This window comes from Terriglobales bacterium (assembly GCA_035487355.1).
In the GTDB taxonomy this organism is placed as follows: domain Bacteria; phylum Acidobacteriota; class Terriglobia; order Terriglobales; family Acidobacteriaceae; genus QIAW01.
Map to the genome: position 1 here is coordinate 80295 of DATHMF010000034.1, position 20084 is coordinate 100378.

24 protein-coding genes are annotated in these 20084 nt (G+C 55.6%); 7 read left to right on the forward strand and 17 right to left on the reverse strand.

Annotated elements, in window-relative coordinates:
- Positions 1–73: 73 nt before the first annotated feature.
- The 3 genes from nusA to VK738_08470 all read right to left on the reverse strand — a co-directional run bounded on the left by nusA (position 74) and on the right by VK738_08470 (position 3228).
- Positions 74–1585: a transcription termination factor NusA gene (nusA, locus tag VK738_08460; GenBank protein ID HTD22671.1), complete on the reverse strand. Its 1512-nt coding sequence runs from the start codon at positions 1583–1585 to the stop codon at positions 74–76.
- A 130-nt stretch (positions 1586–1715) separates the two neighbouring features.
- Positions 1716–2216: a ribosome maturation factor RimP gene (gene rimP / locus VK738_08465; protein HTD22672.1), complete on the reverse strand. Its 501-nt coding sequence runs from the start codon at positions 2214–2216 to the stop codon at positions 1716–1718.
- 631 nt (positions 2217–2847) lie between these two features.
- A complete protein-coding gene (locus VK738_08470; GenBank protein HTD22673.1) occupies positions 2848–3228 on the reverse strand; it encodes a hypothetical protein in 381 nt (126 codons plus the stop codon).
- A 472-nt stretch (positions 3229–3700) separates the two neighbouring features.
- Between VK738_08470 and VK738_08475 the strand changes: the two genes are divergently transcribed.
- From VK738_08475 to VK738_08505, 7 genes are all read left to right on the forward strand, one after another.
- Positions 3701–3991, forward strand: coding sequence for a hypothetical protein (locus tag VK738_08475; GenBank protein HTD22674.1), 291 nt, complete (start codon positions 3701–3703; stop codon positions 3989–3991).
- A 93-nt stretch (positions 3992–4084) separates the two neighbouring features.
- Positions 4085–4936 (forward strand): DUF692 domain-containing protein, encoded by an 852-nt coding sequence (locus VK738_08480; protein ID HTD22675.1) that lies wholly within the window; start codon positions 4085–4087, stop codon positions 4934–4936.
- Positions 4933–5814 (forward strand): DNA-binding domain-containing protein, encoded by an 882-nt coding sequence (locus VK738_08485; protein HTD22676.1) that lies wholly within the window; start codon positions 4933–4935, stop codon positions 5812–5814. The genes VK738_08480 and VK738_08485 overlap by 4 nt, the downstream gene beginning before the upstream one ends.
- A 28-nt stretch (positions 5815–5842) precedes the next feature.
- Positions 5843–6349, forward strand: a complete 507-nt coding sequence (locus tag VK738_08490) for a DoxX family protein (protein ID HTD22677.1) — start codon at positions 5843–5845, stop codon at positions 6347–6349.
- A gap of 18 nt (positions 6350–6367) precedes the next feature.
- Positions 6368–7345 (forward strand): hypothetical protein, encoded by a 978-nt coding sequence (locus tag VK738_08495; GenBank protein HTD22678.1) that lies wholly within the window; start codon positions 6368–6370, stop codon positions 7343–7345.
- Positions 7346–7946: 601 nt separating this feature from the next.
- Positions 7947–9452 carry an IMP dehydrogenase gene (gene guaB / locus VK738_08500; GenBank protein ID HTD22679.1) on the forward strand — a complete coding sequence of 502 codons (1506 nt, stop codon included), beginning with the start codon at positions 7947–7949 and terminating at the stop codon, positions 9450–9452.
- A 101-nt stretch (positions 9453–9553) separates the two neighbouring features.
- Positions 9554–10033 carry a VanZ family protein gene (locus tag VK738_08505; GenBank protein HTD22680.1) on the forward strand — a complete coding sequence of 160 codons (480 nt, stop codon included), beginning with the start codon at positions 9554–9556 and terminating at the stop codon, positions 10031–10033.
- Here VK738_08505 and VK738_08510 read toward each other — a convergent pair.
- The 14 genes from VK738_08510 to rplR all read right to left on the reverse strand — a co-directional run bounded on the left by VK738_08510 (position 10030) and on the right by rplR (position 19964).
- Positions 10030–11289, reverse strand: a complete 1260-nt coding sequence (locus tag VK738_08510; GenBank protein HTD22681.1) for an MFS transporter — start codon at positions 11287–11289, stop codon at positions 10030–10032. The genes VK738_08505 and VK738_08510 overlap by 4 nt on opposite strands.
- A 323-nt stretch (positions 11290–11612) precedes the next feature.
- Complete coding sequence (gene rplQ, locus VK738_08515; protein ID HTD22682.1) at positions 11613–12113, reverse strand: 50S ribosomal protein L17; 501 nt, start codon at positions 12111–12113, stop codon at positions 11613–11615.
- An 88-nt stretch (positions 12114–12201) separates the two neighbouring features.
- A complete protein-coding gene (locus VK738_08520) occupies positions 12202–13227 on the reverse strand; it encodes a DNA-directed RNA polymerase subunit alpha (GenBank protein HTD22683.1) in 1026 nt (341 codons plus the stop codon).
- Positions 13228–13376: 149 nt separating this feature from the next.
- Positions 13377–14006, reverse strand: coding sequence for a 30S ribosomal protein S4 (gene rpsD, locus VK738_08525; protein HTD22684.1), 630 nt, complete (start codon positions 14004–14006; stop codon positions 13377–13379).
- A 154-nt stretch (positions 14007–14160) separates the two neighbouring features.
- Positions 14161–14595, reverse strand: coding sequence for a 30S ribosomal protein S11 (gene rpsK, locus VK738_08530; GenBank protein ID HTD22685.1), 435 nt, complete (start codon positions 14593–14595; stop codon positions 14161–14163).
- A 45-nt stretch (positions 14596–14640) separates the two neighbouring features.
- Positions 14641–15027 (reverse strand): 30S ribosomal protein S13, encoded by a 387-nt coding sequence (gene rpsM / locus VK738_08535; protein HTD22686.1) that lies wholly within the window; start codon positions 15025–15027, stop codon positions 14641–14643.
- A gap of 180 nt (positions 15028–15207) precedes the next feature.
- Positions 15208–15429 (reverse strand): translation initiation factor IF-1, encoded by a 222-nt coding sequence (infA, locus tag VK738_08540; protein ID HTD22687.1) that lies wholly within the window; start codon positions 15427–15429, stop codon positions 15208–15210.
- A 59-nt stretch (positions 15430–15488) separates the two neighbouring features.
- Positions 15489–16199 carry a type I methionyl aminopeptidase gene (gene map, locus VK738_08545; protein ID HTD22688.1) on the reverse strand — a complete coding sequence of 237 codons (711 nt, stop codon included), beginning with the start codon at positions 16197–16199 and terminating at the stop codon, positions 15489–15491.
- A gap of 22 nt (positions 16200–16221) precedes the next feature.
- Positions 16222–16959 (reverse strand): adenylate kinase, encoded by a 738-nt coding sequence (locus tag VK738_08550; GenBank protein HTD22689.1) that lies wholly within the window; start codon positions 16957–16959, stop codon positions 16222–16224.
- The gene (gene secY / locus VK738_08555) at positions 16959–18353 is read right to left on the reverse strand and encodes a preprotein translocase subunit SecY (protein HTD22690.1); all 1395 of its coding nucleotides are present in this window, start codon (positions 18351–18353) and stop codon (positions 16959–16961) included. Before secY ends, VK738_08550 begins: the two co-directional genes overlap by 1 nt.
- Positions 18354–18791, reverse strand: a complete 438-nt coding sequence (gene rplO / locus VK738_08560; protein ID HTD22691.1) for a 50S ribosomal protein L15 — start codon at positions 18789–18791, stop codon at positions 18354–18356.
- Positions 18792–18852: 61 nt separating this feature from the next.
- Positions 18853–19068 (reverse strand): 50S ribosomal protein L30, encoded by a 216-nt coding sequence (gene rpmD / locus VK738_08565; protein ID HTD22692.1) that lies wholly within the window; start codon positions 19066–19068, stop codon positions 18853–18855.
- Between the two features lie 3 nt (positions 19069–19071).
- A complete protein-coding gene (gene rpsE / locus VK738_08570; protein HTD22693.1) occupies positions 19072–19587 on the reverse strand; it encodes a 30S ribosomal protein S5 in 516 nt (171 codons plus the stop codon).
- Positions 19588–19601: 14 nt separating this feature from the next.
- Complete coding sequence (gene rplR / locus VK738_08575) at positions 19602–19964, reverse strand: 50S ribosomal protein L18 (GenBank protein ID HTD22694.1); 363 nt, start codon at positions 19962–19964, stop codon at positions 19602–19604.
- Between the last annotated feature and the right edge of the window lie 120 nt (positions 19965–20084).

Below are 20084 nucleotides of genomic sequence, written 5' to 3' on the forward strand. Positions count from 1 at the left end.
TTTAGCTACGTCCCTAAAAACTCTTGCATTGCTGTCATCTCGCGGCCTTGACCGCGAGAGACCCCTTTAACACTTACTCTTCCGGCTTCTTTTCTTCTGCAGTGGCTTCCGCGTTGGCTGCGTCTGAGCCAGCTTCACCAGCATCGCTGGCCTGAGGCTCTTCTTCCTGGACTTGTTGAACTTGGCCTTCGGCTACCTCGGTTGCCTCTGCTGCCGGAGAATTCTCTACTTCAGCCGGGGCTGCTGTGGCCTCGACCGATTCTTCGCCGGCCGGTGCTGCCGCCTGTCCAGCCTCCAGGCTGGCAAAATAACTGTTGACCGCAAGGCTGATCTTTTCCACCGTCTTGGGTCCAATGCCGGGAATGGCTTCGAGTTGCTCCGGCGTCATATCGGCCAAAGACTCGACTGTGGTGATGCCGGCAGCCACCAGCTTTTCCACCAGGCCTTCTCCCAAATCTGGGACTTGCTCGATAGGCGTTTGTGGTGTGCTCACCAGCGAAGCCATCTGCAGCTCCACTTCCTGGCGCTTCTCTTCTTCGCTCTTGATATCAATCTTCCAACCCAGCAGCTTGGCGGCCAGGCGGACGTTTTGTCCCTTCTTGCCGATAGCGAGGGAGAGCTGACTGTCATCCACAATCACTTCGAGGTGCTTATCGCCGGAGTCGAGCACCGACACCCGGCTGACTTTCGCTGGCTGCAACGCCTTTTCCGCAAAGGTCACCGCATCTTCGTGGTACTCGATGATGTCAATTTTCTCGCCGCGCAGCTCGCGAATGATGGATTGCACCCGCATTCCCTTCATGCCCACGCATGCGCCCACTGAATCCACGTCTTTATCTTTCGACATGACCGCAATCTTGGTGCGCTCGCCGGCCTCGCGCGCGATGGCACGGATGACCACCGTGCCGTCGTAGATCTCCGGCACTTCCGTCTGGAACAGGTTCTGTACCAACTCTGGCGCGGCGCGGGAAACAATCAGCCCCGGCCCCTTGCTGGCTTTTTCTACCCGGGCGATGACTACACGCACGCGCTCGCCAACTGCAAACGACTCCAGTCGTGATTGCTCCTTGCGCGGCATGCGGGCCTCGGTCTTGCCCACTTCGAAAATCACGTCCGGACCTTCAATGCGCTTCACAGTGGCGGTCACCACCTGGCCGCTTTTGTCGTTGTATTCGTTGAAAACCGTGTCGCGCTCGGCTTCGCGTACTTTCTGGAAGATCACCTGCTTGGCAATCTGCGCAGAGATGCGCCCCAGGCCCGACGGGCTGGTGAGCGCGTGGCTGGCGCGATGAAAACGCACTTCGCCGCCTACCTCCACGTTAGGATCGCTCTTGCGCGCCTCTTCCAGGGTGACTTGCAGGTTCGCGTCCTCGACCTGCTCGGGCATCTCCACGACGCTCTTGACCGCATACACGTCAATGGCTCCGGTCTCTTTATCCAGTGCGCCGCGCAGAGTCTCCTGCGTCTTCAGATTTTTGCGCGTGGCCACAGCAATGGCATCTTCCACCGCGTTCACTACAATTTGCGGATCAATGCCCTTCTCGCGGCTCAACCCTTCGATTTGCTGATAAAGCAGACTTGCCATAAATCCCTGTCCTTACTGTGAAAAAACCCTTTTTAGCTGTTGATTCTCAACTCTTGGCTTTGTTTCTTAGCTCTTAGCCTTTAGCTCTTTACGCTTGAAATCGACAATCGTACTTCGTAAATCGTACTTCCTAAATCTCTGGCACCAGGTGGGCCCGTTCAATATTGGCAAACTCAATTTCCACGTGCTGTGCCGCGCCAATCTTCATTTTTTTCTGTTTGCTCTTACTCAACTGCGCCACATCAAGCGTTACCCGCCCGTTGGCAAAACTTTGCAGCCGCCCTTGAAAGTGCCGGTTGTTGTTTACCGGCTCCCGCGTCATCAACTTCACCAGGCTGCCGGTAAAACGCTCAAAATCTGCCGGCTTCTGCAGCTTGCGATCAAGTCCGGGAGAAGATACTTCCAGCGTATAGGTCCCGCCACCGACGGCATCTTCCACATCCAGGATCGTGCTCACCTCGCGGCTGAGGCTGGCGCAATCCTCGTGGGTCACCCCGCCGGGCTTGTCAATGATGATGCGCAACGTGCGGCTTTTGCCTCCACCGCGCAACTCCACCTCTACCAGCTCCAGCGCCAGCGACTCTGCCACCCGCTGCGCAACCTGTTCCACCTGCTCAATCCCTACTGCCATGTCTAGCTCTTAGCGCTGGGCCATAAGCTCCGAGCCAATGGCCTTTTGTGAATCATCTGACGCCCACCAGCTCTCAAGCCCGGTTGACGTCCCCTTGTATCTTTAAAAGTTGTAATCCTGACAAGGCGCTCTTACGCCGAAGGAAGCCCTATGCTGCATCAAGGCATTCCTGAAGGGCCTTTACTCAAAAGACTCTTTGACGGTATTGCCTTGAAGCGAAACAACTTAGCAACTTACGAAACGCCGTTTCGCCTCTAAGAAATTTTCTGCAATAAAAAATGGGCTCGCGCCCACTGGTTTCTTCCGCCAATCGGGTTTTCCCGGCGCCTCCGCACTGCACGCCGGGCGAGGCTACTGCACGTGTTTAATGATACGCCCCCGCGCGGCGTATCGCAAGGGAAGCAACCCATTAATTAATGATGAAAATTTGCCTAAAATGGGTTCCAGCAGTCTTTATGTTTTGTATCAGGCTTTTGCTTTGTATCAGGGCACGAGTTTAGAGGTGCGGAAAAACTCAATTCCAGTGGAGTCTTTCGGAGGGGCACAGCTTTAGCTGTGCCGTAAGCCCCTGCCGATGGCAATACCCGCCCAAAATGCCGGCGCGAGAGAAATCCTGAGCCCTTTTTTCTTTCTAAGGGTCTTGCCTTGAGAAAAGCCAGACTAGGGCGTCGTTTCGATTGCGAAAGACCCGTATTGACTGGTCGCCCTTCAAACCGCGCAACATCTCGAACATTCGCGAGAACCCGAATATCAAGTCGCTTCTTTCTACGACCAGCGCGCGGCGCGAGTTAGGGGAAAATATGCTCGTCTCAGCGAACTTTCGTACGTCATCCGTTTTGATGACGAGTTCGGTAACGCCGTTGAAATCCATGAGTTGAGAAAAGCTGGGGTCGAAGTCTTTGTCCTTGGCGAGCCGCTTCTGATGTCCCCATATATCATCCACGGTCAACACGCCGGAGGCAGTGCTCATAACGAGTCTTTGTTTCTTATCAATCTCATAGGAGGCTGGCATCGTTCCCTCCACTGTGTACAACGATCAACCCCGAATGCTGGGGCTGAGCTCAACAATTTGAGAGGTATAAAGTATAACCTCATTTCAAACTGCATATTCAGCGCCTCAGGTTGCAGTCACTTAATTTGATTTTTGCGCCTGCACGCTGATGAGGTTGGATAAAACATGAGATACAAACCTGCTGAGCCTTGGCCCGCCCGGACAGGGCCGATTTTCCGGTGCGCGTAGCTCCCGCCCCGTGATAACATTCGTGGGCTTTTAGTCAGGTTCTTCCCGGTGCAGAGACAACACCAAAAGGCACTGTTGAGGGCTGGCTAAAATTCGTTGGGGAGCAATCCAACGGGTACGGAGGTTCGTACCAGTAACGAAGTTCTATCGAGAGTGACCAGGGGCCTGTTCTTTTGCAGTAGAGCAGTCCCATGTGCTCTCTATCATGCGAAGAACAAATCACTTAGCTAAGGAGACTCTACACATGACTAAATCAATGCGAGCATTGTTGGTTGGCGCGGCCCTGACCGGGTTTGTTGCTGGCACAACCGCCTCTGCTGTGGCCCAGGACACCGGAGACAAAACCAGCAAGAGCGACACCGGTAAGAAAGCAACCAAAGTTAAGAAAGAAAAGCACTCTTGCGAAGGCAAAAACTCCTGCGCAGGCAAGGGCGGCTGTAAGAGTGGCGACAACGGCTGCAAAGGAAAGAATTCTTGCAAAGGCAAGGGCGGCTGTAATACCACTAAACACGGTTGTAAAACGGCAACCAAATAACTGGAACTCCAACGTAGGAGGGCCAGTAGCATGCCTGCTGGTCCTCCCACTCTTTAATCGAATCTCGACTTCATCTTTAAAATAATATTCTTTATGCCTGCGAACAGATTTAACGGCCAAACGGACTACGGCGTTGGCATTGGCCTTCGCATTCCGCACTACCAGCATATCTTCGAGAAAAAACCGGTTGTAGACTGGTTCGAAATCATCTCTGAAAATTTCATGGTGGATGGCGGGCGCCCCCTGCAGGTGCTCGACCAGATTCTCGAGCAATATCGCGTTGTGCAGCATGGGGTCTCCATGTACTTCGGCTCGGCCGAGCCGCTGAACCGTGAGCACCTTGCGCGGCTCAAAACTCTGGTCAAGCGCACAAAAACCCCATGGCTCAGCGATCACCTGTGTTGGGGAAGCGTGGACGGGCGCTACTCGCACGACCTTCTTCCCATGCCCTACACATTTGAGGCCGCCAAGAGAACTGCACAAAAAATCCGCGAGGTGCGCGATTTTGTTGAAGTGCCTGTCGTCGTCGAGAACGTGAGCAGTTATGCCGAATTTCACGCCTCGGAGATGACCGAGTGGGAATTTCTCAACGAGGTCGTGGAAGGCGCCGATTGCGGCATTCTGCTCGATGTAAACAATATCTACGTGTCATCGCAGAACCACAGCTTCAATCCTTTTGAATATGTAAACAGTGTTCCGCATGAGCGGGTGGCGCAAATCCACATCGCCGGGCACTCCAAATACAGGAAGTACATTCTCGATACCCACGATCATGCGGTGATTGATCCGGTATGGCAACTCTACGCCCGGGCCATTGAACTCACCGGTCCGACGGCAACTCTGCTTGAGTGGGATGATCGCATCCCCTCGTTCGACGAAGTCCACAATGAGGCCCTGAAGGCCATGCGGTACGTTCCGGCAGCGAAAGAGCAGGTGGCATCATGAACCTCGCGGAACTTCAGCGCGCCTTCTTCGATGTGACTCGCCAACCTCTTACTCCGTCAGAAAACATGCGTCCTCGTACGACGGATGGAAAATCCATAAAAGAGATTGCCGAATCCATCATCAAACCCAACGACCGCCTGACCTCATTTGAACGGCTGGAGATTTACAACCGCCAGTATTGGTTCCGCATTCTGTCGGCGCTCGCTGAAGATTTTCCCGGACTGCGCGCTATCATCGGCGAGAAGCAATTTGAAAAGATGTCGGTCGCTTACCTGGTGGATTGCCCCTCGGAATCTTTTAGCCTGCGCAACCTTGGGGCCCGGCTGGAAGCATGGCTGATGCAGCGTCTTGAGTTCGCTCCCAAGGTAGAGCGTATCGCTATAGACATGGTGCGGCTGGAGTGGGCCGATGTCGCGGCCTTTGATGACCCCGAATTACCGCAACTCAAACCAGAGGACCTTGGCAAAATGGGCGAGGACCCGGTCTTCCAACAGCAGCCCCATCTGCACCTGCTGGACCTGGCCTATCCCGTGGACGAACTATTGCTGAGCATTCGTCACAACGACCACCAGGAAGCTGACGTTGCCAGCAACGCCGTAACCGAGCGTACCCGGCGCTCACGGGTTAAGCGCTCTTCGCTGCCTAAGCCGGAAAAAGTGCATCTCGCCGTTTATCGCAACGATAATTCCGTCTACTTCAAACGGCTGGAGCCCGACGCTTTTGCCCTGGTGCGCGCTCTCCGCGAAGGCAAGCCCCTCTCGCAAGCCATTGAGGCCTCGGTCAACTGGTCGAGCCGGAGCGTGGAACACGTCAGCGAACAACTGCATGACTGGTTCGCCAACTGGTCATCCCTGGGATGGTTTGCCAAGCAGCCATGAAGGCAATAAAACTATTAGAACGCAAGCTATGAAATCACTTCTCAAGTTCATTGATATGCTCTATTCCTGGTTCCTGCGGCTGGCCAACCTCGGCCAGCATCCCTTCCTGCTTGCGGTCCGTCTTTATTTCGGATGGCAATTCTTCCAGACCGGAATGGGGAAGCTTGCCGACATACAAAAAGTCGTGGAATACTTCACCAGCTTGAACATTCCCGCGCCGGCGCTGAACGCCCATTTCATTGCCTGGCTGGAAACTGTTGGCGGCATCATGCTGATGCTCGGGTTGGCTTCGCGCCTGATGGCAATACCTATGGCGGTTGATATGATCGTGGCTTACGTCGTCGCCGACAACGAAGCGCTGCACTCCATCTTTTCTGAACCGGATAAATTCACCGGGGCTGCCCCTTACAACTTTCTGTTTATCTTTCTGCTGATCCTTTTCTTTGGTCCCGGGTTTTTCTCACTCGATACCCTCATCCGCTGGCTCTGGAAAAAAATCCTGCACGAACCCGCGCCGGCGCCAATCCCGGGTTAACGATAAAATAAAACATGTATGCCTTGGCCTGTGTCGCGAACGTTGCCAGACCGCAACATACTTCTTTTGCTCGTTCTCATGACCGCGCCGTTTCTCATGTCTTCGCAAGCCCAGCAACCTGATTTTCAACACGTGGTCATGTCCGTCCCCGGCGGAAAAATCGAAATCACCCTGCCCGATGAACAAATGAAGCTTTCCCGCCAGGAGCTGCTCGATTGGGTCAAATCGGCCGCGGACGCGGTTTCGCACTACTATGGGCGTTTTCCCGTCCCGCGTCTTACGCTGCAGATTCACGCGGGCAGTGGCTCCGGCGTCCGGCATGGGGTCACGTACGCGCGCGACGGCGGTTCGATCCGCATCACCGTGGGCGACCAGGCCGAAGTCGCCGACCTGAAAGATGACTGGATGCTGACCCACGAGATGATCCACCTGGCTTTTCCCTCGATGGAGGAAAATCACCACTGGATTGAAGAAGGAATCTCGACGTATGTCGAGCCGGTTGCGCGGGCGCAGGTGGGCGGGCTTCCCGTGACCGAAGTATGGAAACAATCTATCCAGGACATGCCCAAGGGCCAGCCCCAATCCGGCGACGAAGGGCTGGATAACACGCCCACCTGGGGACGCACTTACTGGGGCGGAGCCATGTTCTGCCTGCTCGCAGATGTGCAGATTCGCGAGCGCACACAGAATCGCAAGGGACTGCAGGATGCCCTGCGCGCCATCCTGAATCATGGCGGCGACATCACCCAGGATTGGGAAATCGAAAAGGCCCTGGCCATCGGAGACCAGGCCACCGGAACCGATGTACTGCACAAACTGTACGAAAAAATGCGCGGCCAGCCGTCGCCGGTTGATCTTACTCAGCTATGGCAAAAACTCGGCGTTGCAATCAATGCCGACGGCACGGTCCGATTCGACGACAAAGCTTCGGAAGCTGACATCCGCCGGGCCATCACTTCGCCTGAAACCGTGACATCCCCCAAGAAGCACCATTAAGAGTTTTCGCAAACGCCTTAAAGCTGCCATTTATCTTTTAGTAATCTTCCGATTCTCTGTTTCGGATCGCCTCGTCCCCCACTTGCACAGGTAGTGTCTTTGGATCTAAACCATTGATATTAAATTTCTTACGGGAGGTTAAACGACCACTTGCTCAACGCATAAGTAGTAATCAGAGTGTCAACAATCAATAAGCTCTGTGACGGCGCGAAATACTTATCGGGGAACTGGAGGAATCCTGGTTAAGGCAGCAAGTTTTCAAAGAGCCATGGGGAGGGCCCCGCATCCTGGGATGCCAGATACACTTTCCAGGACGATCATAGTCTGTGCTTGCTCAGAAGTCAGCGTTTTGATACCACAATGGGGCCATGATGGGACCACGCGTTGGTGCCCAGGGGCTGCGGAGGTTGAGCAGAGCCTAAAAATTTTCGGCACAATAGGGATTCCTCCGCTCCGCGTCGGAATGACACGAAACCAAGTTTTTCTCAAACCGCCGAGGTTGAGTCACGCCAGCCCCTTAACCCCCTGAGGTTGAAGTCTCAGACCTCCAAGGTTCGAATGCTACAATAAAAGGTTACCTGCCCGCCGCGAGACCAAATTTATGATTAATTTTCCTGTACCCGAGGCCCTGACCTTTGACGACGTATTACTTCTTCCTGCCCGTTCCGAGGTGGTGCCGGCCAACGCCGAAACCCGCACCCGGCTCTCGCGCAACATCACGCTGAATATTCCGCTCATCAGCGCTGCCATGGATACGGTCACCGAGTCGCGCCTGGCCATCGCCATGGCCCAGCAGGGCGGCTTGGGCATCATTCACCGCAATTTTTCCATCGAGCAGCAGGCCAGCGAGGTAGACAAAGTAAAGCGCTCGGAGAGCGGCATGATTGTTGACCCGGTCACTATGTCGCCCGACGCTAAAATCTCCGACGCCCTCGAGGTCATGCGCAAATACAAAATCTCGGGCGTGCCCATTACCAAGAACAAGAAACTGGTCGGCATCCTCACCAACCGCGATCTGCGCTTTGAGACCCGTACCGATATCCCTATCAGCAAGGTCATGACCAAAAAGGACCTCATCACCGTCCCCGTGGGCACGACCCTGGAAGAGGCAGAAAAGATCCTGCATCACCACCGCGTGGAAAAACTCCTGGTAGTGGATGACAAGTACACGCTCAAAGGCCTGATCACGGTCAAAGACATCCAGAAGAAACTCAAATACCCTGACGCCGCCAAAGACAGCCAGGGACGCCTTCGCGTGGGCGCCGCCGTCGGCGCTACCGGTGACTTCCTGGAACGCGCGCAGGAAATGATCAAAACTAAAGTGGACGTGCTCGCCATTGACAGCGCCCACGGCCACTCCGAGCGTGTGATCGAAGCGGTGAAGGCAATCAAGTCGAAGTTTCCCGAGGTTGATCTGCTCGCCGGCAACGTAGCCACCTTCGATGGCGCCTGCGAGCTGGTGCGCAGCGGCGCGGACGCCATCAAAGTCGGCGTCGGTCCAGGCTCCATCTGCACCACGCGCATCGTTACCGGCGCGGGCGTGCCGCAGATCACAGCGATTGCCGAGGCGGCACGCGCCTGCCGCGAAGCCGGCATCCCGGTGATTGCCGATGGTGGCATCAAGTACTCGGGCGACGTCACCAAGGCCATTGCCGCCGGCGCGAGCGTGGTCATGATCGGCTCGCTCTTTGCCGGCACAGAAGAATCTCCGGGTGAGACCATCCTGTATCAGGGGCGGTCGTTTAAAGCTTACCGCGGCATGGGATCGCTCTCAGCCATGGCCTCAGGATCGAGCGAACGCTATATGCAGAGCGCCGAGCCCGACTCTTCGGCTGCCCTCAGCGTCGAATCCGAAGATGGCAACCGCCTGGGCAAAATGGTTCCGGAAGGAATCGAGGGCCGGGTGCCTTATCGCGGCACTGTGGCCGCCATGGTCTACCAGCTCGTTGGCGGATTGCGCTCAGGTATGGGCTACTGTGGCTGCGCCAACCTGGAAGAGCTGCAGAAGAAGGCGCGTTTCGTGCGCATCTCCAACGCCGGGCTGCGCGAAAGCCACGTGCACGATGTGGTGATCACTCGCGAAGCGCCAAATTACAGGCTTGAGTAATTTACGATTTTCGATTTACGATTTGTAATTTAAGAAGTACGATTTTAAGAAATACGGTTTTGATTCTGAAATCGTAAATCACACATCGTAAATCATAAATTTTGAACTCTACCACGCAAAAATTCTTCCGTTACTGGCTCCCTGCACTTCTTTGGATGCCGCTGGTTCTTATCGCATCGAGCGACCCCTTTTCTGCCGAGCATACCGGCAGAGTTCTGAAGGTCTTTTTCGGATGGATGCCGCCGCCCTCCTTCGACCTCATGCATTTTATGGTGCGCAAGCTGGCGCATCTGACCGAATACGGCATTCTGGGTTTTCTTTTCTTCCGCGCCTGGCGGGGAGCGCACTCCGGCTGGCGCATGATATGGGCGCGCCGTGCCTTTGCATTTTGTCTGGCCGTCGCCGCCATTGACGAGTTCCATCAGACCTTTGTGCCTTCGCGCACCGGCAGCCCGCGCGACGTTGCGATTGACGCAACCGGGGTGCTGATTGCGCTTCTAATTATCCACTTGCGGGTTCGGCAAAGAGGTGGCGATGCAACGGTCGAAACCAGCTCTGGCATTGCACAGACGTTAGATTAATCGGCGTTGACAAACTTTTTCCCTCGCAGCAACAGCATTGCGGCCGCCACGATTGCGAGCCCACCCGAAAGATAAAAAGGCAGGGCTGCGCCAAAATGCTTCCACAGCTCTCCGGTCAAAAGGCTCGCCAGAAGCGTGGCGATGCTGGTTACAAAGAAGAAAATCCCCAGCGCCCGGCCGCGTGCCTCCGGGGCAATGGTCTCGACCACCAGCGCCCGCAGCACCGGATCAGTAAGCGAGTAATAAACGCCATAACCAGTCATCGCGGCCCAAATCGCGGCCCGTGAAGGCGCCGCGGCAAAGGTGAGATAGACGGCGGCAAACACCAGGTAGCCAACCGCCGCAACCACGGGCTTGGAAACTTTGTCGCTGATCTTGCCCGCCGGCCAGGCCACCAGGGTGTACACAAAATTAAAGGCCAGCCCGAGCAGCGGTGCGTACGCGACCGGTATCCCAATATTCTGCGCGCGCAAAATCAGGAACATATCGCTCGAGTTTCCCAGGGAAAACAACGTCACCGCCGCCAACACGTAATAAAAACTGACCGGCAATACGACGGATTGCGACTCCGGTTGTGGCATCAATTGTGAGTTGGATACCTGTGTGGCCTTCTTCTCTGCAGAATCGGCCTTTGCATACGTAGCACCGCTCGCCTCGGCTGTGCGTCCGGTGCGGGTCTCGCGCGCAAACAAGGCTACGACGGCAATGGTCAGGAAACCTGGTATGGCGGCAATCCAGAAAACCTTGCGCATGCTGCTGTGCAGCAGGTCCAGCATCAGCACCGCCACCAGCGGACCAAGAATCGCTCCCGCCGAATCCATGGCCTGCAGCAGACCGAAGGCGGCACCCATTCTTCCCTTTTCCGTGGATTCGGCCAGCATCACGTCACGGGGCGCTCCGCGAAGGCCCTTGGCGGCGCGATCGGCAAAGCGGATAATCAACACCTGCCACCACGAGGTAGCAATGGCCAGCACCGGTTTAACGACGTTTGCTATGGTGTAACCCAAAACCACCAGCGGCTTGCGGCGGGGAAGGCGGTCAGTGAGGCGTCCGGAGAAAAGTTTGATAAAAGAAGCAGAGCTCTCGGCAAGCCCTTCAATCAATCCCAACTGCACCGGCCCGGCGCCGAGGGTTAAGAGAAACGCCGGCAGGATCCAGTAGGCCATTTCGCTGGCTGTGTCATTCAGGAGCGAAGTGATGCCCAGAACATAAACGTTGCGGGTTGTGGCCGCTTGCTGGGAGGTTTCTGTCTGCATTGGTGTACCTTAAATTATCAAAAGAGGCCGGGCTAAAGCCCAAACTTACGGACCTATCCCCCCGGCCTAAAGGCCGGGGCTCCCACCGTGCGCCGCAAGCGGCGCAATAGACTCGTGCCCTGATACATGTCTCGATTCGGACAGCGAGCTCGATTGTGAAACAACACTAACAGTATCGCAGCAGTCGCACGCAAAAGAAAAACGCACCCAACTTCAATCTGGGTGCGTTTGTCGTCAATCTCTAGATGCAGAGACGTAGCAAGCTACGTCTCTACCAGAAAATTTTCTTGATCGGCGTTCATCCGGGTTAATCCGCAGCGAAGCTACTTTTCTTCTTTCTCTTTTTTCTCAGAGTCGCCAGCCGGTTCGCCTTCTGCGGCGCTCTGCTCGTCCATGGCCTTCTTGGCTTCTTCGGCCTTCTTGGCGCGGACTTCGGCGCGTTTTTCGCGCTTTTCCTGCTGGATCTTCTCTGAGCCCAGCAGCTCAATGAAAGCCGTCTCGCCGCCATCGCCCCGGCGAAAGCCCTTGCGGATAATCCTGAGATATCCGCCTTCGCGGTCGCCGAAGCGCGGTGCAACCGTGTCAAAGAGCCTGTCTACCGCTTCGCTGGTCATGAGATAGGCGGCAGCCAGCCGGCGTGCAGCCAGGTCGCCGCGCTTGCCCAGCGTGATCATCTTCTCCACGTGGGGACGCATGGCTTTGGCTTTGGTGACGGTGGTTTCAATCCGCTCCTGGAGCATCAGTGAGGTCACCAGGTTGCGCAGCAGCGCGCGGCGGTGGCTGGTGTTGCGGCCTAATTTCCATCCTGCTTTGAGATGACGCATGTTCTTTTCCTAATCTCTAAAATCTTCGCGGTAAATTTGGCACTCAGCATTCGGCGCTTGGGCTGAATGCTGAGTGCTGAGTGCTCGCTTACTCTTCATCCCCGATTACTGCCGGAGCGGCCAACTGGGCGGCTGGATTGGGGACTGCATTGCCGTTCTCATCAATCCTCATACCCAGACTCAGGCCCATGTTCGACAGAATTTCCTTGATCTCGTTCAGGGACTTGCGGCCGAAGTTCTTGGTCTTCAGCATTTCGTTTTCTGTCTTCTGCACCAGCTCGCCGATGGTCTGGATATTGGCGTTCTTGAGGCAGTTGTAGCTGCGCACAGAAAGCTCAAGCTCCTCGACCGAGCGGTTCAGATTTTCGTTGCGAATTTCAGGCTTGCGGTCTTCACCGGCGGCGGCGGCTTCAAGTTCTTCCTCAAAGTTGATGAAGATATTCATGTGGTCTTTGAGGAGCTTGGCAGCGAGGCCAATGGCGTCCACGGCCTTAACTGATCCGTTGGTCCAGACTTCAAGCGTGAGCTTGTCGTAATCGGTGATCTGCCCCAGGCGAGCGGCTTCCACCGTGTAGTTGCACTTGCGCACCGGCGAGTGCACGGAATCAATGGGAATAAATCCGATTCCCAGGTCCTCTTCGAAATTCTTGTCGGCGGAAACATAACCGCGTCCCCGCTTGAGGCGCATTTCCATCTCGATGCGTCCGCCTTCGCTGACGGTGGCGACGTACATATCTTTGTCGAGGATTTCGACATCGCCATCCGCCTCGATCATGCCGCTGGTCACGACTCCAGGCTGGTCCACCTTGAGATAGATTGCCTTCGGTCCTTCGCCGTTCAGCTTGAAGGGAATCTGCTTCAAGTTGAGGATGATATCGGTCGCATCCTCGACCACGCCGGGAATGGATTGAAATTCATGCAGCACGCCTTCAATCTTGACCGCGGTCACGGCTGCGCCCTCAATCGAGGAAAGCAGCACGCGGCGCAGCGCGTTGCCGATGGTGGTGCCAAATCCGCGCTCAAAGGGCTGGGCCCAGAAGCGTCCGTATTTGTCGGTTAGACTGTCGGTATCCACCGAAAGTCTCTTGGGTTTCTGAAAACCTTTCCAAAGCATTACCTTCTCCATGTTTCATAGTCTCGGCCATTCTGCACCAGATGCCATCTCGCCAGGCCCAGGCAAGTGGTAAAAGCATCCATGCTGTTCTGGCCCGAAACCGGGCCTTACCTGTTCCGGAGCAAGCTCCGGAACAAAATCTGTGTGTCTTACTTCGAATACAATTCCACAATCAACTGTTCGTTGATGGGAATGTTGATATCTTCGCGCTTGGGCAGAGCCAGCATGCGTCCCTTGAAGTTGTCGCGGTCGACTTCGAGCCATCCTGGCGCCGGCTGATGGCTGGTGAACTCTTTCGCCTGTTCCAGCAGTACCAGCTTGCGGCTGTTCTCGCGCACCGTGACCTCTTCGCCCGGACTGACCTGGAAGGAAGGAATATTCACTTTTCTTCCGTTCACAGCGATGTGCCCGTGGCGCACCAATTGGCGCGCCTGGCGGCGTGAGAGGGCAAAACCCAGGCGCTGCACCACGGTATCCAGACGGCGCTCGAGCTGCTGCAGCAGGGCTTCGCCGGTCACGCCTTTGGTACGTGCGGCCTTTTCAAAATAATTGCGGAACTGTTTTTCCAGCGTGAAGTACATGCGCTTGGCCTTCTGCTTTTCACGCAGTTGCAAGCCGTAACCTACAACCTTGGCTTTGCGGTCTTTACCGTGCTGGCCGGGGGCAAAGTTGCGCTTTTCGACCGGGCACTTCTCGCTGAAGCACTTGGGACCTTTGAGGAATAATTTCATGCCTTCGCGTCGGCAAAGGCGGCATACTGGACCGGTATAACGAGCCATTTTTTCTCCTGTTTCGGGTTATAGATCGGTTTACAGGATGGCATCCCTTCTTCCCGATCAAAACATTTTGTAATTGCAGAATTGCGTAATTGAGTAATTTTTTTAGATGTTCGGTTGCTCAATCCGTCAATTCTTTCTAATCATTGCCAAATTCTTATACGCGACGTCTTTTTGGCGGCCGGCATCCGTTGTGCGGGATGGGCGTGACATCGCGGATCGTACGCACATCGAGTCCTGCAGCTCCCAAAGCGCGGATGGCAGATTCGCGCCCCGAACCGGGGCCACTGACGCGCACGTCAACGCTGCGCATGCCGTGGTCGCGGGCCAGGTTGGCGGCATTCATCGCCGCCTGTTGCGCCGCAAATGGAGTGCCTTTACGCGATCCGCGGAAGCCGAGCGAACCCGAGCTCTTCCAGGAAATCACGCGACCTTCACCATCGGTGATGGTCACCAGGGTGTTATTGAACGAGGCCTGGACGTAAACAATCCCGTGAGGAACGTGCTTGCGCTCCTTCTTCTTGAACTGCTTTTTCTTGCCCTTCTTCTCCGGTGCGGCCGCGCCGGCCGTTGCTGCTGCTGGTTTTGCCATGTGTCAATATCCTGAAAAACTTAAATTCTTTGTATTAGCTTTTTATTATGTTTTCGCTGCCGTCTTCTTCTTGTTGGCCACGGTCCCCTTGCGTGGGCCTTTGCGGGTACGCGCGTTGGTGTGCGTGCGCTGGCCGCGGACCGGCAGGTTGCGGCGGTGCCGCCCCCCACGATACGAGTTGATTTCCATGAGCCGCTTGATATTCATCGAGATTTCTTTGCGCAGGTCGCCTTCGACCGCGCCCTCGGCTTCAATGGTCTGACGGATGCGGTTGACCTCGTCCTCGTTCAAATCCTGCACCTTCTTGACGGGCTCAACTTTGGCCGTGGCCAGAATGCGCTCCGACCGCGGGATTCCGATCCCGTAAATGTAAGTCAGCGCGATGCGTACATGTTTGTTGCGCGGAAGATCCACGCCTGCTATGCGGGCCATAATTACCTCTTATCCTTGCCGTTGTTTGTGCTTTGAGTTCTCGCAGATCACCCGCACCACCCCGCGGCGGTGGATGATCTTGCACTTATCACAAATCTTTTTGACCGAAGCTCGTACCTTCATAATTCCGTTTCCAATTCTAAAGCTTTTGATTTTTGCTGTGATCCGAAGCTCGCAGCTTTATTTATAGCGATACACAATCCGTCCCCGGCTCAGGTCGTAGGGCGAAAGCTCCACGGCAACCTTGTCACCCGGAAGGATGCGTATAAAATTTTTGCGCATGCGTCCGGAAACATGTGCCAACACCTGGTGTTTGTTGGTATCCAGCTCCACCCGGAACATAGCGTTCGGCAGCGGCTCCAGGACCGTTGCCATCACTTCAATCGCGTCTTCTTTGCTCAATAGTTTCTAGCCTTACTTTTAGATTCTCGACTGTGCCGGAATCTTTAGTTTTTGTGAATCTATGCCGTCAAAATCAGCGGGCCATTCTTGGTGACCGCCACACTGTGCTCAAAATGGGCGCTATAGCTGCCGTCTTCGGTAACCACCGTCCAGTGATTGGGCAGCGTTTTTGTGCCCGACTTGCCGATGTTCACCATCGGCTCAATCGCCAGCACCATGCCTTCCAGCAGGGTCTGGCCGTGTCCTTTGCGGCCGTAGTTCGGGACCTGCGGTTCTTCATGCAGGCGCTTGCCGATTCCGTGCCCCACCAGGTCGCGCACCACGCTGAACCCGTTGGCCTCTACAAACTGCTGCACGGCGGCCCCAATGTGCCCGACCGTATTCCCAATGCGCACGGTTTCAATGGCCTGGCGCAGGGACTCGCGGGTTACATCCAACAGTTTCTGCAACTCCGGCTTGATTTCACCCACGGCGACTGTGATTGCCGAGTCGGTGTAATAGCCATCGAGCACCACGCCGCAATCAACTGAAATCACGTCTCCCGCCTTAAGAATGCAATCTTCCGACGGGATGCCGTGCACCACTTCGTTGTTCACCGAAGTGCACAACACGCACGGATAATTCTGGTATCCCTTGAACGCTGACTTTGCGCCCAGTTCCTGGATCTTTTTTTCCGCGGCGCGTTCCAGGTCCATCGTGCTTGCGCCGGGTGCGACCAAGGTGCTCACATGATCCAGCACCTGCCGCAGGATGTGCCCGCTACGGCCCATCTTCTCCAACTCCGCAGGTGACTTACAAACGATCATGCTCGATGGCCCGAAATAACGCGGCCGTCACCTCTTCTACGCTGCGATCCCCGTCAATTTCATGCAAACGGCCGCTCTGACGGTAATATGGCACCAGAGAAAGCGTCTGGCTTTCATATTCCTTCAGACGTTTCGAAATGACGTCTTCCGAATCATCTTTGCGGGTCACGAGCTTGCTCCCGCAAATATCGCATGTATCTGGAACACGCGCAGGTTGGAAGTAAATATTGTAAATCGTTCCGTCGACAGGACATGTACGACGCCCAGTCAGGCGCCGCCATAGTTGATTATACTCAACCACAATACTCACTACAACCAACGGCGGCCACGGCTGATCTGATTCGGCAACTCTTCTTGCTAAAAAATCATCCAGCCACTTCGCCTGGGCCACGGTGCGCGGAAATCCATCGAGAATACAGCCGCGAACACAATCTTTTTCCGCCAGGCGCGCTGCCACCATGCTGCAAACCAATTCGTCGGGCACCAGCTCGCCCCGGTCCATTATGGCAGCAGCTTGCTTGCCCAACTCGGTGCCGCGCGCACGATTTTCCCGCAGCAGGTCACCGGTAGAAATCTGTGGGATGCCGTAGCGCGCCACCAGCGCTTTGGCTTGTGTGCCCTTGCCCGCCCCCGGAGGCCCCAACAGGATCACCGGACCAATATTGCGGGTCTTCAAATCCAGAACGTCCGTCGCTTTTGCATCGCCTTGAGTCTCTGCGGCCATTACCACAGCTTGCGCCCCTTGATGCGCGTGCGCGAAAAGCCTTCGTAATGGCGCATGATCAACTGCGACTCGATCTGGTTCACCGTATCCATGGCCACACCCACCACGATCAGCAGCGACGTGCCTCCGAAGTAAAAGTTCACGTTCAATCCGTTGAGAACAAACGAAGGCCAGCGTTCAAAGAAGCTACCTATAAACGGTAAGTGCTGCAGGTGGATACCGCTGATCATCCACGTCGGAATCATCGAGATCACGATCAGGTACAGGGCGCCCACCAGGGTGATGCGCGTCAGGATATCGTTGATGTAATCGGCGGTGCGCTTGCCTGGCCGGATTCCCGGTATGAAGCCGCCGTATTTGCGCATATTGTCGGCAACATCTGTGGGGTTAAAGACGATGGAAACGTAAAAATACGCGAAGAAAACAATACCCAGCGAATAGAGCAGCACGTAGACCGGCTCGCTCGGGTGCAGGGCATCCAATACGGGCTTGAAATATCGGCTGTTTTGCAGATACTGCCCGAAGACCATCGCCGGGAAAGTCAGAATCGAGGAGGCAAAGATCACAGGCATAACTCCGCCAGCGTTCACGCGTAAGGGCAGATGCTGATACTGGCCGCCAACCACTTTGCGTCCCACGACCCGCCGTGCGTATTGCACCGTGATGCGCCGTTCACTGCGTTCCACATAAACAATGAAGGCAACCACCGCAACCATGAGAATAACCAGTCCGGCCACCGCAAGCGGAGTAAAGCTGCCACCCCACGCTCCGGTCTTGATTTTGTCCCACAACTCAGCAATGCCGCGTGGCAAGCCGGCCACGATGCCGGCAAAAATCAGCAGAGACATGCCGTTACCCACGCCGCGCTCGGTAATCTGCTCGCCCAACCACATGATGAACACCGAGCCCGCGGTCAAGGTCAGCATGGCCATAAGCAGGAAGCCCGTACCGGGATTGATCACCAGTTGCACATCACCGGTGCTTCTGCGCATCAGTTCCCAGGCAATTCCCAGCGACTGCAGCGCCGAGAGCACAACCGTGAGATAACGCGTCCACTGTGTGATTTTTTTGCGGCCCAGCTCGCCTTCCTTCTGCAGCTTGGCCAAGGGCTCATACACCACCGTCAGCAACTGAAGAATGATGGAAGCGGTAATGTAGGGCATGATGCCCAGGGCAAAAATCGTCAAGCGGCGCATGTTGCCGCCGCTGAACAGGTCTACGAAGCCCAGCAATCCGCCGCGGCTCTGTTCAAAGATCTGCTGTAGAGCGTCAGCATTGATGCCAGGCGTGGGGATATGCCCGCCCAACCGATAAACTGCCAGCATGGCCAGTGTGAACAGCACACGCTTGCGCAGGTCAGGGACGCGGAAGATATTGGCCAGCTTCTCGAACATTTACTGCAAAACCTCAACTTTGCCGCCGGCTTTGGTGATCTTTTCCTGCGCCGACTTGGAAAACTTGTGGGCATGCACGGTGATGGCGCCTTTTAATTCGCCATCCCCCAGGATTTTGATGCGGTCGTTCTTTCCCGCGAGGCGCGCCTTGTGCAGCACTTCGGGGGTAATGGTCTTCTCGCCCAACTCCACCAGACGGTCCAGATTCACCACCGCGAATTCCTTGCGGAAGATATTGGTGAAGCCGCGTTTGGGCAGGCGGCGATGCAAAGGCATCTGTCCACCTTCAAAGCCCCGGATCATGCGCGAGCCCGAGCGTGAACGTTGTCCTTTATGGCCGCGCGTGGAGGTCTTGCCCATACCGCTGCCCATACCCCGGCCAACGCGCTTGCGATTTGCAGTGGCCCCCTTGGGAGGCCGTAATGTCGAAAGGTTCATAATGCAATCTCTATTCTATTGTAGAGAGGCAGCCTGCTGCTTCTCTACACAACAAAATCTTTTAGGCAACAATCTTGACCAGATGGGGCACCTTCTGCACCATGCCGCGGATCGAGGGTGAATCCTCGCGCTCCACGACCTGGTTGAGCTTGGTAAAGCCCAGGCCCTTGATCACCTTCTTATGCTTCACCGGCGTAGCGATGGCCGAGCGGAACCACTGAATCTTGATCTTGCCCGCGGTTTGTTTTGATGCCGGTTTCGTCTTGGCAGCCGTCATGGTTTAGAGCTCCTCTACCGTCTTGCCCCGCAATGCAGCAACTTCTTTCCTGTCGCGCAACTGCAGCAGCGCGTCAAAGGTCGCTTTGATCACGTTGTGTGGGTTCGCCGTGCCAATGGATTTGGTCAGCACATTCTGTACTCCGACCGCAGTCATCACAGCGCGTACGGCTTTACCCGCGATGACGCCGGTCCCTTCCGGGGCCGGCTTGAGCAGCACCATGCCGGAGCCAAAGCGCCCCAGAACGGTATGCGGAATACTGGTTTGCGTCAGGTTCACTCTCACCAGGTTTTTCTTGGCGGCTTCCATGCCTTTGCGGATGGCCTGGGGCACTTCCTTCGCCTTGCCCGAGCCGTAACCCACGGTGGCGGCAGAGGGATCGCCCACCACCACCAGCGCGGCAAATGACATGTTCTTGCCGCCCTTGACCACCTTGGTCACGCGGTTGATGGCCACCACTTCGTCTTTCAGTTGCAGTGAACCTGCGTCAATCTTTGCTTTCTTCGTTATAACTGGCATAGAAACTCAATTCCTTAAAATTGCAAACCGGCTTCGCGGGCGGCATCCGCCAGGGCCTTGATCCTGCCATGATAGATGTAGCCTCCGCGGTCGAAGACCACCTTGCTCACACCCTTGGCCTTGGCGCGTTCGGCAATGTTCTTGCCGACTTCTTTTGCGGAAGCCACGTTGCCCGCGGCCTTCTTTACGCCTTTACCCTCTTTGGTACTGGCGCTGACAATGGTCTTACCGGCCATGTCATCAATCAATTGCACATAAATGTGGTTCAGTGAGCGGTACACGTTCAGCCGTGGACGCTCTGAAGTACCCAACATTTTTGCGCGGATGCGCTTGTGCACCCGGCGCCGTGTCTGGTCTTTTGAAATCAGTGGAATCATAGTAGTTCTCAGTTGTCGGTTCTCAGTTCTCAGTTATACGACACCACTTATCAGTCATTACAACTTGCATCACCAGGAACCAACTTAAATCTTGCTGCGAAAATGCAGCCACTGCCTCTC